The following is a 14,871-nucleotide window of genomic DNA, read 5'->3' as shown; positions in this document are numbered from 1 at the left end:
GGTTCCTCGGGGCTAGTCGCTGCTTTTGAGCAGCTCGACGAATTGCTGGAGCTCGGCGATGTGCGCGTCGATGTCGCGCTTCTGGTTCTCGAGCAGGCCGATCCGCTCGAGGCAGCGCTCGAGCGTGACTTGCTTCTGGGTGCTGCGCCCGTCGCCGACATCGTAGAGATCGATCATCTCGCGGATCTCGGCCAGGCTGAAGCCGACGCGCTTGCCGCGCAGGATCCAGGCGAGCCGGGCGCGGTCACGGTGCGAATAGATCCGGGTGGTGCCGCGGCGCTCGGGCGCGATCAGGCCCTCGTCCTCGTAGAAGCGCAGCGCCCGCGGCGTGACCGAAAATTCGGCGCACAGGTCGGAAATGGTGAAGGCGTCGCGATCCGGACGCGATTCGATCGGCGCCAGGGCCTCGAGCGGAAAGGCTGGTGCGTTCATGGGCATGGAAACTACCTTCCCTTTACGTGAACGTCAACTATTTGGGTGCCGAAAAGTCGCGAAAGGCCCGACCCCATCGCGCGCGGCTCCCTCCGCTCCCCGTTCGGCGCATGCGAGGGTGCGGCGCCCGCAGGGGACGTGGCATGGCTCATGTTCGCGCATCGACATGACGCGAGTGTTTCAGGGGAAACCCAACATTGGAAGCGGTGGGGAAACGCCGCCGGCACCGGGTGCGAGTCCCTGCTCTAGCCGCCCCCGCAGAGCCTGCGCCCATTGGCGTCGCGCATCGCCGAAGCCTCGGCGGCCGATTCGCTGAGCCGCACGACCTCGAGGCCGGCATAGGAGGCGCGCCTGGCGCAATAGCGGTTGCAGCCGTCGGGCAGCGCGCCTGGAAAGGCGATCTTGTCGCCATCATATTTCGCGTCGAACGAGCAGCTGCCGTCCTCGCCGAGCTCGACATGGAGCGACTCCCCTACCCGGCTTGCCCGGCCGGAGCCACTGCAGGTGATGCGATCACCATAGTCGACGAACGCACCGATCCGGTAGCCGAGCTGCTCGTCGGGCACGATGCAGATGCGATCGGTGTCGCGGGCATAGAGGCCGGCGATATCGCTATCGGCGGGGTTGCGGATCAGGCCGCGCTCGATCGCGGCCTTTTCCAGGTCCTGGGGAGGCTGGGGCTTGTCGGCCTGCTTGGTGCCGCCCGAGCAGGCCGCCAGGAGCAGCGCGAGGAACAGCCCGGTCCGCTTCACTCCCGGACCAGCCTTCCGCCTTCGATCACGCGGTAGAAGCAGCTGGGCGCACCGGTGTGGCAGGCGGGGCCGTGCGGCTCGACCTTGAGCCAGACGCAATCCTGGTCGCAATCGATGCGGGCCTCGACGACCTTGAGGACATGGCCCGAGGTCTCGCCCTTCTTCCAGAGCTTGCCCCGGCTGCGCGACCAGAAGGTCGCCTCGCCGGTGTCGAGCGTCGCCTGGAGCGCCTCGGCGTTCATGTGCGCGACCATCAGCACCATGCCGTCGGGCGCGGTGCAGACGGCGGTGATCAGGCCGGCAGCGTCATATTTCGGGTCGAGCAAGCTGCCCGTTTCGCGTTCACTTCCCATTGGGGGATGTTAACGCCCAACCCTCTTCCCGTCACCCCGGCCTTGTGCCCGGGGGCCCCTGCGCCGGGAGCGGGAAGCAAGAGCCTCAAAGGCGACACCAAGCCGCCCGGTGGACCCCGGCGCAAGGCCGGGGTGCCGATCATGGGCGATGTGTCGCCTGGAGGTTCAATGATCCCGGATCGCCTTTGCCAGCGCTTCCTTGTCCATCCCCGAGCGGCCTGCGATGCCGATCTTCCTCGCCTCGTCGTAGAGTTGCTCTCTCGAGCGACTTTCCAGCGTGCCGCCGGGATGGTCGAGCGTGCCCGCCGCCTGGGCGTTGGCGATTCGCGCCGCCTTTTCCTTCGAGGCGCCTTCGTCGCGGAGTTTCTCGTAGAGTTCGCCGTTCTTTATCTGCGGTCCGTGGTCGTGCCCGGGCATGGATCGTCTCCTTCTGCCCTGAAAAACCACCGAAAAAGCCAGCAAGTTCATTTCTTTGTGACAGACCGGCGACAAACCGCGCCGAAGCGCCTATATGCCCGCTCGACAGTTCCCAACCCCCTCGAGGGCTGATGCTTACCACGAACCCGTTCGATGACGACAAGCTGCGCGAAGAGTGCGGCATTTTCGGCGTATCCGGCATGGACGGCGCCGCCGCCGCGGTCGCGCTCGGCCTGCACGCGCTGCAGCACCGCGGCCAGGAGGCAGCGGGCATCACCAGCTTCGATGGCCACCAGTTCCACACGCACCGCGCGATGGGGCATGTGGCGGGCAATTTCGATCGCGACGAAGTGATCCGCGCACTGCACGGCAATGTCGCCTGCGGCCATGTGCGCTACTCGACCACGGGCGAGACGGCGCTGCGCAACGTGCAGCCGCTTTATGCCGAGCTGGCGAGCGGCGGCTTCGCGATCGCCCATAACGGCAACATCTCGAACGCGATGCGCCTGCGCCGCGACCTGATCCGCCGCGGCGCGATCTTCCAGTCGACGTCGGACACCGAGGTGATCATCCACCTCGTCGCCACTTCGCAGTTCCGCACGCTGATCGACCGGTTCATCGATGCGCTGAAGCAGGTCGAGGGCGCCTATTCGCTGATCGTGATGACGCCCGAGGGCATGATCGCCTGCCGCGATCCGCTGGGCATCCGCCCGCTGGTTATGGGCAAGCTCGACGACACGATCGTGTTCGCATCGGAGACGGTGGCGCTCGACGTGGTCGGCGCCGACTATGTCCGCGACGTGGAGCCGGGCGAGCTGGTGATCGTGAAGGGCGGCGAGATCAGCTCGCACAAGCCCTTCGCGCCGGTGGGGCCGCGGCCCTGCATCTTCGAATATGTCTATTTCTCGCGCCCGGATTCGATCAGCAACGATCGCTCGGTCTATTCGGTGCGCAAGGCGATCGGCGCGCAGCTGGCGATCGAGATGCCGGTCGAGGCCGACCTGGTCGTGCCGGTGCCCGATTCGGGCGTGCCGGCGGCGATCGGCTATGCCCAGCAGAGCGGCATCCCGTTCGAGCTGGGCATCATCCGCTCGCACTATGTGGGCCGCACCTTCATCCAGCCGGGCGACAAGGTCCGCCACTTGGGCGTGAAGCTGAAGCACAATGCCAATCGCGAGCTGATCAAGGGCAAGCGCGTGGTGCTGATCGACGACTCGATCGTGCGCGGCACCACGTCGTTGAAGATCGTGCAGATGATGCGCGAGGCTGGCGCGGCCGAGGTGCACATGCGCATCGCCTCGCCGCCGACCCGGCACTCCTGCTTCTACGGCGTCGACACCCCCGAGCGCGCCAAGCTGCTGGCGGCCAAGCTCGACGTGGGCGGGATGACCGACTTCATCCACGCCGACAGCCTGGCCTTCATCTCGATCGACGGCCTGTACAAGGCACTGGGCGAGGCGCACCGGGCGGACATCCATCCGAAATATTGCGACGCCTGCTTCACCGGCGAATATCCGACCACGCTGACCGACCAGGACGAGAACGGCCCGCCGGACGACCAGTTCGCGCTGCTCCACGAGCGGGTGGGCTGATCCAGGCATGAGCGAGGGACTGCTTTCCGGGCGCACGGCGCTCGTCACCGGCGCGAGCCGCGGCATCGGTGCGGCAACGGCACTGGAGCTGGCCAGGCAAGGCGCGCATGTGATCCTCACCGCGCGCACCGCGGGCGGGCTTGAGGAAGTCGAGGAGGCGATCTTCGCGGCGGGCGGATCGGCGACGATCGCGCCGCTGGACCTGGCCGAGAATGACGGGATCTCCCGCCTCGCCGAGGCGATCTCCGGGCGCTGGGCGGCGTTGGACATACTCGTGCTCAACGCCGCGACGCTCGGCACGCTGAGCGCGGTGCCGGCGATCGACTTCAAGGAATTCGCCAAGGTGCTGACGCTCAACGTCACCGCCCAGGCGGCGATGCTCGCGGCGTTCGACCCGATGCTCAAGGCATCGGACGGCGCGCGGGTGATCGGCGTGACTTCCGGCGTGGGCCGCGCGGCACGGGCCTATTGGGGCGTCTATGGCGCGTCCAAGGCGGCGTTCGAGAACCTGCTGCTCACCTATGGCGAGGAAGTCGCGCATATCAGCAAGGTGCGCGTCGGCATCATCGATCCGGGGGCCACCCGCACCAAGATGCGCGCCCGCGCCTTCCCCGGCGAGGATCCGGCGACGGTGAAGGCACCGGAGGTCGTGGCCGCGCGGATCGCGGCGCTGGCGGTGGCCGGCTTCGAGACCGGGCATTTCGAGCGGGTCGCGGGCTAGCGCGCGGTAAGCAGGCGGTAGCGGAGCAGCGCGCGCATGTCCCGGCGTCCGTCGGCGATGAGCACGATCGCCACTATTTCCGGCCCGACATGGTAGATCATCCTGTACGGTGACAGCAGCAGCTGGCGATGGTCGTGGACTCCCATGGCGGCGAGATCATCGGGAATGCTGCCGCGATCGGGAAAGCTTGCCAGGCTGACGGCCTTTTCCACGAGCCGGTCCAGCAGCAAATCGGCAGCATGGGGATCGTGCGCCACCAGATAGTCATGAATCGCTTCGAGATCGGCCTCCGAGGCATCGGTAAACTCGATGCGGTAGCGGCGTTCGTCGCTCAATCCGGTTTCGCCTTGTTCCGCAGCCGTGCGATCACCTCGTCAAAGGGCTTTGTCCGGCCGGCCTCGATATCGCGCCGCCCGAGCGCCAGGATCTTGAGCAGCGCGAGCGTCTCCTGATCCTTCTCGTACGATGCGACGTCCTGGATCACTGCGGTGGCTTCGCCATTCTGGGTGATCACCATCGGCTCGCCGGTCTCGCGCAGATCGTTGATGACCTCCGCGGCATTGGCCTTGAAATAGCTGATCGGCTTGATCCGTTCCAGGCGCATGGCATGACCTCGACTAAATTCGATCCGAATATGATCCTGCCCGAGGCCGCCCGCAACGCCTATTTCGCCGCCGCCTCGAACAGGCGATTGAGGAACGCCGTGCGCGCCTGGCCATAGGCGTCGTCCGAGGCCTTGGGCGCGGCGGCCGAGACCGCGATCACCACCTTCGACTTCGGATCGATGCGGATCGTCTGGCCGAAAATGCCCTGGGCGCCGAAGCGGCCCTCCGGATAGGTCCACCATTGATAGCCATAGCCACGGCCCGGCACGCCGATATCGGCATGGGCCGTGGTCGACTGGCGATACCAGTCGACAGGCACGGCGCCCTTCCCGCCTTCGAGCACGAACTGGCCCATCCGGGCATAGTCGCGCAACGACACCGAAAGGCAGCAGCCGCTGACCTCGTGGCCGGACGGGTCGACCATCCAGAACGCGTCCTGCTCCATGCCGTAGGGCTTCCAGATCTTCTCGCTGAGATAGGTGGCGAGCGGCTTCCCGGTGGCGCGCATCACCAGCACGCCGATCAGGTTGGTCTCACCGGTCTTGTAGACCCATTTGCTGCCCGGGGCGAACTCGCGCGGGAGCTTTTTCATATAGTAGACGGTGGGATCCTCCCCCGCCGGCACCGGCTCGAGGAACATGCGGGCCACATCGGACTTCGCGTCCGTATAGTCCTCGTTCCACTTGACGCCGGAGGTCATGGTGAGGAGCTGGGCGATCGTAACCCCGTCATAGCCGCTGCCAGCCAGCTCGGGGATATATCTGGTCACCGGCTCGCCGACCGACTTGATGAAGCCGTCCCTGATCGCAGCGCCGACCAGCGACGAAGTGAAGGACTTGGCGACCGAGAAGCTGGTCCAGCGCCCCCGTTGCGAATAGCCGCGGGCATAGCGTTCGAGCACGATCTTGCCGTCCTTGAGGACGATCAGCCCGGCGATGTTCTGCTGGGCGATGAAGGCGTCGAGATCCGCATCGGGAAAGGCCAGCGGCTTGCCGGCGGGCAGCGGATGGACCTTGCCGCCGGCCCGGACGACATGACCGGGGAAGAGCTTCTCCATGTGCGGGAAATTCTGGTCGCGCTGGGCCTGGCTCCAGAACAGCACTTCGGCGCCGACCTTGCGCAGCCCGGAATTGTCGCCCGGCTGCATCCGCACCTCGGGCGACGCGACCGCCTGCGCCATTGCCCCCTGCCCCGCGAACGCCCCGAGCGCCAACGCGCCCACCAGAAGCCAGTTCTTCATATCCCCTCCTCCTTCACCAAGGTGAGCTGGACGACATCGATCCCGCCGCCTCTGAACCCACCTTCGCAATACATGAGATAATAGCGCCACAAGTTAATGAACTTGTTATCGAATTTTCTAGGTAGCTCGCCCGCTTCAGCCGCCGCATCGAATGTTTCGCGCCAGCGCCGCAGCGTCTCGGCATAGTCGGCGCCGAAGCTGGTGCGATCGCGCCAGGACAGGCCCCGCGCCTCGGCAAGCGCACGCAGGCGGGCTTCCGAGAGCAGCATCCCGCCGGGGAAGACATAGGCCTGGATGAAATCGACGTTTGCAGCATAATCCTCGAAGAACGCATCGTCGAAGGTGATGATCTGCAGCGCCGCGCGCCCGCCCGGCTTCAGCGCTCCGGCGATCGCGTCCAGATAGGCCGGCCAATATTCCCGCCCCACCGCTTCGGCCATCTCGATGCTGGCGACCGCGTCATAGCTTCCGCGGACATCGCGATAATCGGTGAGGGTGAAGCGCGCGCCATGTGGGACGCGGGCTTCGGCCCAGGCCTTTTGCTCGGTCGAGAGCGTGATGCCGTGGACCCTGCGCCCCTCCCGCACCGCCAGTTCGGCGAAGCTGCCCCAGCCGCAACCGATCTCGAGGATCTCGTCGCCTGGCCGCGTGCCCGTCCGGGCGAGGATCGCGGCGAGCTTCTCCCGCTGGGCTTGCTCGAGCGACTGGCCGGGCGCAGTGAACAGAGCGCTCGAATAGGTCATGCCGGGATCGAGCCAGAGCCGATAGAAGTCGTTGCCCAGATCATAGTGGAAATGGATGTTCCGCCGCGAGCCGTGGCGATCGTTGCGCCGCATCGCATGGATCAGGCGCTTGATGCGAAGCGATGGGCCGGTGGCACGGGCCTGGCGGGCGAGTTCCGCGCGATTGCAGCCGAACAGCGCAAAGAGCGCCACCGGATCCGGGCTCGCCCATTCGCCAAGGGTCCAGGCCCGGTACCAGCCGATCGAGCCGTCCAGCGCGAGCCGGAGCAACGCGCGCCAGCTGCGCAGGTCGACGATCGCGTCGGGCCCCTCCTCCCGGCCACCGAGCAATCGCGCGGTTCCGCCGGGCAGGTTGAGCGACAGGCTGCCCCGGGCGATGCCGGCGTCGATCCTGTCGAGCTGTCGGCGGAAGAAGGGGGCGAATGCCCGCGAGAGCCAGCCTCCCCTTCGCGGCGCGGGGGCGTTCGATGTGGGCTGGCTCAGCGGCGCGTGCATTGCGGAGCGCACAATGCACGCGCCACCGAGTCGGGCAAGCCCAAGCTCGGCGCTAATGTTCGATGCGGCGTTTCATGCGCTCGCCATTGAACAGGTAGCGCAGTGTCGGGCTCAGCCTGATCAGCTTCCAGATCCCGTAGGAGCCGAGAAAGGCCGTCAGGCAGAGCAGAATGAATTTGGGCCAGATCGGAAGCGGGGCCAGGTCGATCCAGGGCGTCGCCAGCACGATCAGCGGCTCGTGGAACAGATAGATGACGAAGGAAGCCGAGACGAGCGCCTTCACCCAGCGGCGCTCGCCATCGATGAAATAGGCAAGCGCGCCGAGCGAGGCCTGGGTGAGGCAGATCGCGGCGACGCCGGTCAACACGGGGCGCCAGACCAGCGGGATCGACCGCGCGGCGAAGACCAGGACGATGCTCGCGGCGAGGCCGGCGAGGAACAGGATCCAGGAGAAGCGGGCGAAGCGCCGGTCGAGCGCCGGGATGCGCTGGAGTATCGCACCAAGGGCGAACCAGGGCAGATAGTCGAGCGCGTAGCGGGCGGAGAGGAAGTTGATCGCGAAATTGCCCAGATAGCGGTAGCGCTCGAGCTGCAGCGCGCCAAGGCCGCACAGGCCGAGGACGATGCCGGTAGCGAGGGTGAGCGGGACGAACCAGCGGACGAGCCCTGGCCGCTCTCCTTCGAGCCCGGCATGGGCGAGCCGGGGGAACAGCCAGACCAGGCCGGCAAGCCCGGTAGTGTAGTAAAGCAGCACCTGCACGAACCAGAGATGTTCGAAGGGATTGCGCTCGGCCCAGGTCATGATCTCCCACCAGCGCGCCAGGGGCCGTGGATGGCCGGTTTCGAGCAGGAGCAGGAAATGCATCGCGGGCACCAGCAGCAGCGTCCCCGCGAGGAAGGGCGGGACGAGCCGGTGGAGGCGTGACGGCAGATAGCTCGCCACCGGACGGCGCTGGAGCAGCATCGCGGCGAAATAGCCGGCGATCATGTAGAAGCCCGGCATCCGGAACAGGTGGAGATAGTCGGCGAGCTGGATGAAGTCGCGCGACCGCTCGTGCATATTGGCGATCCACGGCCCGGGGCGGACGGTGAGCGCGGCGTGGTAGGGGATGCCGAACAGCAGGAACACTGCCCGCAAGGCATCGAGATCATGGCGCCGGGCCCGCTCCTCGGGCGCGCGGAACACGCTGGAGGCGCCGTTGCCGAGAGTCATCGCCGCAGGACGCGCCGGAGCGGCGCAAATGCATGCGGGATGAGGCCGGCGCTGGCACGGATCAACATGAACGGTGCGATAGGCTCGCCTGCGCTCAATGCAAGCCGATAGCGATAACAGTCCGTGTTTATGCGGTTCTCAGAGCTTGTGCGGCTCCTTGTCGACCATCCAGGTCTGGCCCTTGGAAACGAGCTTCTGGAGATCGGCGGTCTTGCCCTCGCTCGCGGCCCGGTTCTGGTCGGCAACCGCGCTTTCGAACGTGGGCGCGGGGTCGTCGTAAAGTACGCCCAGCGCCATCGGGAACGGGCCGAAGGGCATTTCGACCAGCATGTGCGCGATGGCGCGGTTGGTGACGTTGTGGACGATCACCCCCGCCCCCTGCCAATCGCCATCGGCCACGTCGACGACCTTGAGAGTGAGCCGTTCCCGGTCGAGCGCGATGCCCTTGGCCCCGCCGGCGAACAGCATCGGCTGGCCGTGCTCGACCCAGAGCTGGCCCAGCGCCGCATTGGGCTTGGCGGTGAAGGGCTCGAAGACCTCGTCGTTATAGACGATGCAGTTCTGGAAGATCTCGACGAACGCGGCGCCCCGATGGGCATGGGCGGCCTTGAGGACGCTCGGCAGGTTCTTGTGCACGTCGATCCCGCGCGCGACGAAGCGGGCGCCTGCGCCCAGCGCGAAGGCGCAGGGCTTGGCGGGATGGTCGACCGAGCCGAAGGGCGTGGAAGGCGAGCGCGTGCCTTCACGGCTGGTCGGCGAATATTGGCCCTTGGTGAGGCCGTAGATCTCGTTGTTGAACAGCAGGAACTGGCAGTCCAGGTTCCGCCGGAGCAGGTGCATGGTGTGGTTGCCGCCGATAGACAGCGCGTCGCCGTCGCCGGTGATGATCCACACGTCGAGCTCCGGATTGGCGAGCTTCACTCCCGTCGCCACCGCCGGCGCGCGGCCGTGGATGGTGTGGAAGCCATAGGTCTCCATGTAATAGGGAAAGCGCGACGAGCAGCCGATGCCGCTGACGAACACGGTATTCTCCGGCGCGACGCCCAGCTCGGGCATCGTGCGCTGCACGGCCTTGAGGATCGCATAATCGCCGCAGCCGGGGCACCAGCGGACCTCCTGGTCGGTCTCCCAGTCCTTGGGGGTGCTCGGGCGGATGGTGGTGATCTCGTTCATGCGATCTCTCTCAATTCGCTTCCGCGGTGGAGACTCTCTCCATGGTGATGCCGCCGAGCAGGTCCCGGCGGATGGCGTCGAAGACGCGGCGGCGGTCCTCGGCACGGTAGATGGTGGCGAATATGGTGATGCGGACGCCGTCGATCTCGGCGATCCAGCTCTGCTTGATGCCCCGCAGCGTCAAATAGTCGCCGAAGAAGTGGCGACCGAGCGGATGCCCGTCGAGGCTGAACTTGCCCTCGAACAGCGTGTCGACCAGCCCGGCCCGGCGGGCGCCGGCGCGACCATTCTCGGCCATGTCGGGCCAGTTCATCCGCAAGCGCGCATCGGCGAGGACGACGGCGATCACCGGCCCCGCGGCGTCCCGACCGCGATAGGCGACCATCGGGCCGCGATAGCCGCTGGTGTCGCCGTCATCGCGGGTCAGCCCGGCGAGCATGTTTGGCAACGCCGTAAGCCTGGCGGCAACCGCGGGCGACATCTCGGCCCTCTGCGCCATCGCGGCTGGCGCCGCCGGCAGAAGCGCGAGCAGCATTGCGGAACCGCGGATCACGGATTCACCGCCTCCGGGCTGGGAAGCTGGCGGTCGTCGGGCGGCACTTCCTGGTCGAAGTCCGCGCCGATATGCTGGGCGATCGCGGCTTCGATCTCGGCGATGCGGAAGGGCTGGCCCGAGACCTTGGTGAGCGACCGGGCATCGACGAGATACTGGTCGCGCAGCAAGGTCTTGAGCTGGCCCGTGTTCATTTCCGGTACGAGAACATGCTCGTAACTCTTTAGAAGATCGCCAAGATTCCTCGGGAGCGGCCAGATGTGGCGGATATGGACATGGCTGACGTCATGCCCCCTGCCCCGCGCCCTTCGCACCGCCTGGGCGATCGGGCCATAGGTGGAGCCCCAGCCGACCACCACGAGCTTGCCGCCCGCCTGGCCCTGCTCGACGACCTGGTCGGGCACCTGGATGCCCATCACCTTGTCGCGCCGGATGTTGGTCATCGCCTGGTGATTGGCGGGGGAATAGTCGATATTGCCGCTGCCCTGCGCCTTCTCGATGCCGCCGATGCGGTGGAGCAGGCCCGGCGTGCCCGGCTTCACCCAGGGGCGCTTGAGCTTCTCGTCGCGGCCATAGGGCTCGAACTTCTCGCCCTCGGGCGGAATTTCGGTGTGGAAGCGCACCGGAAAGGGTTGGTAGGCCGACATGTCCGGCACCTTCCAGGGCTCGGCGGCATTCTGGAGATAGCCGTCGGTCAGCAGCATCACCGGGGTCATATATTGCGTGGCGATGCGCACCGCCTCGATCGCGACATCGAAACAGTCGGCGGCCGAGCGCGCGGCGATCACCGGCACCGGCGCATCTCCATTCCTGCCATAAACCGCTTGATATAGATCCGATTGCTCAGTTTTCGTGGGAAGCCCGGTGGAGGGGCCGCCGCGCTGGGCGTTGACTATTACCAGCGGCAGCTCGGTCATGATCGCCAGGCCGATCGCCTCGGTCTTCAGCGCGATGCCCGGCCCGGAGGAGCAAGTGACGCCAAGGCTGCCGGCATAGGCGCTGCCGAGCGCCGAGGCGACCGCGGCGATCTCGTCCTCCGCCTGGAAGGTGGTGACGTCATATTCCTTGTAGCGCGACAGCGTGTGCAGGATGGCGCTGGCCGGAGTGATCGGATAGCCGCCGAAGAACATCGGCAGGCTCGCCAGCTGCGCGCCCGCGACCAGGCCGAGCGAGATCGCCTCGGCGCCGGTGACGGTGCGGTAGAGCCCCGGCTCGGCGGGCGCGGCGGCGACCTGGCGCTGGCTGATGCCCATGGCGCCCAGTTCCGCCGTCTCGCCATAGGCATGGCCGGCGTTGAGGGCGGCGATGTTCGCCTCGGCCAGCTCGGGCGCCTTGGCGAACTTGGCCTTCAGCCAGTCGACCAGGGGCTGGCGATCGCGGTCGAACATCCAGAGCGCCAGGCCCAGCGTCCACATGTTCTTGCAGCGCAGCGCCTCCTTGTTGCCAAGGCCGAAGGGCTTCACGGCGTCGAGCGTGAGCTGCGAGATGTTGAGCTTGAGCAGCTGCCACTTAGCCAGGCTGCCGTCCTCGAGCGGATTGGCGGCATATTTCGCCTTGTCGAGGTTGCGCTGGCCGAACTCGCCCTCGTCGGCGATGATCAGCCCGCCGGGCTTGAGCGCATCGACATTGGTCTTGAGCGCCGCCGGGTTCATCGCGACGAGCACGTCGGGCTGATCGCCCGCGGTGTCGATCTGCGCCGAGCCGAAATTGATCTGGAAGGCGGAGACGCCGAACAAGGTGCCCTGCGGCGCGCGGATCTCGGCGGGGAAATCCGGGAAGGTGGCGAGATCGTTGCCGGCCAGTGCCGTGGACAGCGTGAACTGGCCGCCGGTGAGCTGCATGCCGTCGCCGGAATCGCCGGCGAAGCGAACCACGATCGCTTCGGGTGCGGGATGCGCCGACGCCTCCTGGGGCGTGAGCGTGTGCGCGGCAGTCGCCATGGCCGGTATCCTGCGGTTCTTTATCGTTACAAGGGTGTGTACGCCCCAATTTCTCCCAACCCAAAGTAGAAAATGCCCTCAGCCCTGCAAAGGCTCCTTTGCGGCCATGCCTCCCAGGGCGAGGACGGAGGCGACATGGCGCCGCGAGACCTCGAGCGCATCCTCGCCATAGCCACCGCCCAGCGCGCTGGCGAAGGGGATGCCGCGTGACGTCATGAGGCCGGCGATCCAGCGGTCGCGGGCGATCAGCCCTCGGTAGCTCAGCGACAGGCGGCCGAGCCGGTCGCCGGCGAGCGGGTCGACTCCGGCCTGGTAGAGGACGAGATCGGGAGCGAAGCCATGGAGCAGCGGCAGAAGCGTGCGCTCCAGCGTTTCGAGATACTCAGTATCGCCCACCCCGTCGGGCAACGGCACGTCGAGCGTCGAGCGCGCCTTGCGGACGGGGAAGTTCTTCTCCGCATGGATCGAATAGGTGGCGATCTCGGGCCGGCCCGCGGTCAGCGCGGCGGTGCCGTCGCCCTGGTGCACGTCGCAGTCCACGATCAGGACGCGGTGCCCCTCCTCCACCAGCCGGACGGCGGCGACGGCGAGATCGTTGAACACGCAGAAGCCCGCGCCGGTATTGGCCAGCGCATGGTGGCTGCCGCCCGCGGTGTTGGCCGCGAAACCGTGTTCCAGCGCGAGCCGGGCCGCCAGATAGGTGCCGCCGGGTACGGCCTGGGACCGGCGCGCGACTTCGGGAGTGACCGGGAAGCCGATGCGGCGCTCCTTCTCGGGCGGGACGGCGGCGCGCAGCACTTCCTCGACATAGTCCGGATCGTGCACCGCCTCGAGCCAGGCGCGCGGCATCGGCTCGGGCTCGTGCCACACGAAGACGGGCCCTTCCGCGCGCAGCAGGTCGCGGACCAGGCCGTTCTTGTTCCACTGATACTGGCTGCGGGCCGGGGCGGGCGCGACATAGTCGGGATGATGGACGAGGTGGATCACCGATCCCATTTAGCTATTCCCCTCCGTGGAAGGGAGGGGCTAGGGGTGGATCGATGACCGCGATACTGCGCCGCCGACCCCGGCTGGGCCGTACCGCCAGGTCCCGACCCACCCCTGGCCCCTTCCTTCCAGGGAGGGGAGTGAGAAGAGCATGACCGACATCGCTTCCCTTCCCTATCGCCCCTGCGCGGGCGTGATGCTCCTCAACCGTGCCGGCCAGGTGTTCGTGGGCCAGCGGCTCGATTCGGTGCTCGAGGCGTGGCAGATGCCGCAGGGCGGGATCGATCCCGGCGAGGCGCCGATCGAGGCCGCCTGGCGCGAGCTGTGGGAGGAGACCGGGGTGCGCCGCGACCTGGCCGAGCTGATCGCCGAGGCGCCCGAGGAACTCTATTACGACCTGCCCGAGGATCTGGTCGGCAAGGTGTGGAAGGGCAAATGGCGCGGGCAGCGCCAGCGCTGGTTCCTGTTTCGCTTCCTGGGCGAGGACGCCGACGTCAACATCCGGACCGCCGAACCCGAATTCCGGGCCTGGCGCTGGGCCGCCCCGCAGGACCTTCCCGACATCATCGTACCGTTCAAGCGTGTGCTCTATAAGGAACTGTTGACCGTCTTTGGACAACATCTCGTCTGATCCTGCCCTAGTTTCGCTCCCATAACGGAGATACGGACCCGTTCATGCGCGCCCTGCTCCTTGCCCTGCCGCTGCTGCTTGCCAACGCGCCGGACGATGATCCTGCCGCCGCGGCCGATCCCACGGCCATCCCGGCGACGATCCGGGCCATGCTCGACGCCGCAATGGAATCCGGCAGCGAGAGCGATGTCGCCGTCATCGTCAAATATGCCCGCACCGCCTCGCCCGCGACGGCCGACCAGGTGGTGAAGATCGCCGCGGACTGGCGCAACGAGCGGACCAAGAAGGCGCAGGCCAAGATCCGCAGCGCCGATTTCTTCGCCCTGGTGAAGGGGCACGCCGAACTGGGCGGCTATGTGACCACCGGCAATACCGAGAATATCGGCATCACCGCGGCGCTGGAGCTCAAGCGCGAGGCGCTGCAATGGCGCCACAAGCTGCGAGTGCAGGCCGATTACCAGGAAAGCCTGGGCATCACGACGCGGGAACGCTATCTCGTCGCCTACGAGCCCAACTGGAAGTTCGACGATCGCGCCTATCTCTATGGCGCCGCGCAATATGAGAGCGATCGCTTCTCGGGCTTCACCGATCGCGTCTCGCTGTCGAGCGGCATCGGCTACAGCGCGATCAAGTCACCGGCGGTGAAGCTCGATCTCGAGGTCGGTCCCGCCTTCCGCTACACGCGCTTTATCAACGATACCGCCGAAAAGAACGCCGCGGCGCGCGGCAGCATCGATTTCGGCTGGAAGATCACCAAGGGCATCTCGGTGACGCAGGTCGCCTCGGCCTATATGCAGGATGCGAACAGCACCGTGTCGTCCAAATCCGCGCTGCTGACGCGGCTGATCGGGCCGCTGTCGGCGCAGTTCAGCTACTCGCTCCAATATGAAAGCACGCCGCCGCTCGGGCGCAAGACCACCGACACGACCAGCCGCGCGGCCCTTGTCGTCGATTTCTGACCGGGCGGCCGTCCTTTCGGCAAAGGCGCCGACCCGAACTCCGAAGATCATGCCCTGATTGCATG

General features: G+C 66.8%; 17 protein-coding genes. 4 read left to right on the top strand and 13 right to left on the bottom strand.

All coding sequences use genetic code 11. The features are described 5' to 3' along the window. Positions 1 to 12: 12 nt before the first annotated feature. From CAP40_RS12235 to CAP40_RS12220, 4 genes are all read right to left on the bottom strand, one after another. Positions 13 to 432 (bottom strand): MerR family DNA-binding transcriptional regulator, encoded by a 420-nt coding sequence (locus CAP40_RS12235; RefSeq protein ID WP_086129788.1) that lies wholly within the window; start codon positions 430 to 432, stop codon positions 13 to 15. Positions 433 to 677: 245 nt separating this feature from the next. Next, positions 678 to 1,184, bottom strand: coding sequence for a hypothetical protein (locus tag CAP40_RS12230; protein WP_086129787.1), 507 nt, complete (start codon positions 1,182 to 1,184; stop codon positions 678 to 680). Continuing rightward, positions 1,181 to 1,537, bottom strand: a complete 357-nt coding sequence (hisI, locus tag CAP40_RS12225) for a phosphoribosyl-AMP cyclohydrolase (protein ID WP_086129786.1) — start codon at positions 1,535 to 1,537, stop codon at positions 1,181 to 1,183. The genes CAP40_RS12230 and hisI overlap by 4 nt, the downstream gene beginning before the upstream one ends. 165 nt (positions 1,538 to 1,702) lie before the next feature. Next, positions 1,703 to 1,954, bottom strand: coding sequence for a Rho termination factor (locus tag CAP40_RS12220; protein ID WP_086129785.1), 252 nt, complete (start codon positions 1,952 to 1,954; stop codon positions 1,703 to 1,705). 131 nt (positions 1,955 to 2,085) lie between these two features. Between CAP40_RS12220 and purF the strand changes: the two genes are divergently transcribed. Both purF and CAP40_RS12210 read left to right on the top strand, forming a co-directional pair. Then, positions 2,086 to 3,546 carry an amidophosphoribosyltransferase gene (gene purF / locus CAP40_RS12215; RefSeq protein ID WP_086129784.1) on the top strand — a complete coding sequence of 487 codons (1,461 nt, stop codon included), beginning with the start codon at positions 2,086 to 2,088 and terminating at the stop codon, positions 3,544 to 3,546. 7 nt (positions 3,547 to 3,553) lie between these two features. Next, positions 3,554 to 4,267, top strand: coding sequence for an SDR family NAD(P)-dependent oxidoreductase (locus CAP40_RS12210; RefSeq protein ID WP_086129783.1), 714 nt, complete (start codon positions 3,554 to 3,556; stop codon positions 4,265 to 4,267). Here the strand turns inward: CAP40_RS12210 and CAP40_RS12205 are convergent. The 9 genes from CAP40_RS12205 to CAP40_RS12165 form a co-directional block, all read right to left on the bottom strand. Next, positions 4,264 to 4,602, bottom strand: a complete 339-nt coding sequence (locus CAP40_RS12205; RefSeq protein ID WP_086129782.1) for a type II toxin-antitoxin system RelE/ParE family toxin — start codon at positions 4,600 to 4,602, stop codon at positions 4,264 to 4,266. The two genes, CAP40_RS12210 and CAP40_RS12205, sit on opposite strands and share 4 nt — an antisense overlap. Further along, entirely contained in the window at positions 4,599 to 4,871 is a 273-nt protein-coding gene (locus CAP40_RS12200; RefSeq protein WP_086129781.1) for a type II toxin-antitoxin system Phd/YefM family antitoxin, read from the bottom strand. Before CAP40_RS12200 ends, CAP40_RS12205 begins: the two co-directional genes overlap by 4 nt. A gap of 59 nt (positions 4,872 to 4,930) precedes the next feature. Continuing rightward, on the bottom strand, positions 4,931 to 6,112 hold the full coding sequence (locus CAP40_RS12195) for a serine hydrolase (RefSeq protein ID WP_086129780.1): 1,182 nt from the start codon (positions 6,110 to 6,112) through the stop codon (positions 4,931 to 4,933). Continuing rightward, positions 6,109 to 7,350 carry a cyclopropane-fatty-acyl-phospholipid synthase family protein gene (locus tag CAP40_RS12190; protein WP_086129779.1) on the bottom strand — a complete coding sequence of 414 codons (1,242 nt, stop codon included), beginning with the start codon at positions 7,348 to 7,350 and terminating at the stop codon, positions 6,109 to 6,111. Before CAP40_RS12190 ends, CAP40_RS12195 begins: the two co-directional genes overlap by 4 nt. Before the next feature lie 52 nt (positions 7,351 to 7,402). Continuing rightward, positions 7,403 to 8,563 carry an acyltransferase family protein gene (locus CAP40_RS12185; RefSeq protein WP_086129778.1) on the bottom strand — a complete coding sequence of 387 codons (1,161 nt, stop codon included), beginning with the start codon at positions 8,561 to 8,563 and terminating at the stop codon, positions 7,403 to 7,405. A gap of 138 nt (positions 8,564 to 8,701) precedes the next feature. After that, positions 8,702 to 9,736, bottom strand: coding sequence for a 2-oxoacid:ferredoxin oxidoreductase subunit beta (locus tag CAP40_RS12180; RefSeq protein WP_086129777.1), 1,035 nt, complete (start codon positions 9,734 to 9,736; stop codon positions 8,702 to 8,704). A 10-nt stretch (positions 9,737 to 9,746) separates the two neighbouring features. Beyond that, complete coding sequence (locus tag CAP40_RS12175) at positions 9,747 to 10,289, bottom strand: hypothetical protein (protein WP_144034336.1); 543 nt, start codon at positions 10,287 to 10,289, stop codon at positions 9,747 to 9,749. Further along, positions 10,286 to 12,229: a 2-oxoacid:acceptor oxidoreductase subunit alpha gene (locus CAP40_RS12170; RefSeq protein ID WP_086129775.1), complete on the bottom strand. Its 1,944-nt coding sequence runs from the start codon at positions 12,227 to 12,229 to the stop codon at positions 10,286 to 10,288. The genes CAP40_RS12175 and CAP40_RS12170 overlap by 4 nt, the downstream gene beginning before the upstream one ends. A 78-nt stretch (positions 12,230 to 12,307) precedes the next feature. After that, positions 12,308 to 13,216: a histone deacetylase gene (locus tag CAP40_RS12165; RefSeq protein ID WP_086130085.1), complete on the bottom strand. Its 909-nt coding sequence runs from the start codon at positions 13,214 to 13,216 to the stop codon at positions 12,308 to 12,310. Between the two features lie 151 nt (positions 13,217 to 13,367). Here CAP40_RS12165 and CAP40_RS12160 point away from each other — a divergent pair, with 151 nt between their 5' ends. Next, positions 13,368 to 13,847, top strand: a complete 480-nt coding sequence (locus tag CAP40_RS12160; protein ID WP_086129774.1) for an RNA pyrophosphohydrolase — start codon at positions 13,368 to 13,370, stop codon at positions 13,845 to 13,847. 44 nt (positions 13,848 to 13,891) lie between these two features. Next, the gene (locus tag CAP40_RS12155) at positions 13,892 to 14,806 is read left to right on the top strand and encodes a YdiY family protein (RefSeq protein WP_086129773.1); all 915 of its coding nucleotides are present in this window, start codon (positions 13,892 to 13,894) and stop codon (positions 14,804 to 14,806) included. The last annotated feature ends 65 nt before the right edge of the window (positions 14,807 to 14,871 follow it).

Origin of the sequence: Sphingomonas sp. IBVSS2 (genome assembly GCF_002127225.1) — a bacterium.
GTDB lineage: Bacteria > Pseudomonadota > Alphaproteobacteria > Sphingomonadales > Sphingomonadaceae > Sphingomonas.
The sequence above is the reverse complement of the archived record's forward strand: the minus strand, read 5'-3'. Positions and strand labels throughout refer to the sequence as shown.

Coding starts and splice junctions, on each gene's coding strand:
- CAP40_RS12235 (WP_086129788.1), bottom strand. CDS start 432: ATGAACGCACCAGCCTTTCCGCTCGAGGCCCTGGCGCCGATCGAATCG.
- hisI (WP_086129786.1), bottom strand. CDS start 1,537: ATGGGAAGTGAACGCGAAACGGGCAGCTTGCTCGACCCGAAATATGAC.
- CAP40_RS12220 (WP_086129785.1), bottom strand. CDS start 1,954: ATGCCCGGGCACGACCACGGACCGCAGATAAAGAACGGCGAACTCTAC.
- purF (WP_086129784.1), top strand. CDS start 2,086: ATGCTTACCACGAACCCGTTCGATGACGACAAGCTGCGCGAAGAGTGC.
- CAP40_RS12210 (WP_086129783.1), top strand. CDS start 3,554: ATGAGCGAGGGACTGCTTTCCGGGCGCACGGCGCTCGTCACCGGCGCG.
- CAP40_RS12200 (WP_086129781.1), bottom strand. CDS start 4,871: ATGCGCCTGGAACGGATCAAGCCGATCAGCTATTTCAAGGCCAATGCC.
- CAP40_RS12195 (WP_086129780.1), bottom strand. CDS start 6,112: ATGAAGAACTGGCTTCTGGTGGGCGCGTTGGCGCTCGGGGCGTTCGCG.
- CAP40_RS12190 (WP_086129779.1), bottom strand. CDS start 7,350: ATGCACGCGCCGCTGAGCCAGCCCACATCGAACGCCCCCGCGCCGCGA.
- CAP40_RS12185 (WP_086129778.1), bottom strand. CDS start 8,563: ATGACTCTCGGCAACGGCGCCTCCAGCGTGTTCCGCGCGCCCGAGGAG.
- CAP40_RS12180 (WP_086129777.1), bottom strand. CDS start 9,736: ATGAACGAGATCACCACCATCCGCCCGAGCACCCCCAAGGACTGGGAG.
- CAP40_RS12170 (WP_086129775.1), bottom strand. CDS start 12,229: ATGGCGACTGCCGCGCACACGCTCACGCCCCAGGAGGCGTCGGCGCAT.
- CAP40_RS12160 (WP_086129774.1), top strand. CDS start 13,368: ATGACCGACATCGCTTCCCTTCCCTATCGCCCCTGCGCGGGCGTGATG.
- CAP40_RS12155 (WP_086129773.1), top strand. CDS start 13,892: ATGCGCGCCCTGCTCCTTGCCCTGCCGCTGCTGCTTGCCAACGCGCCG.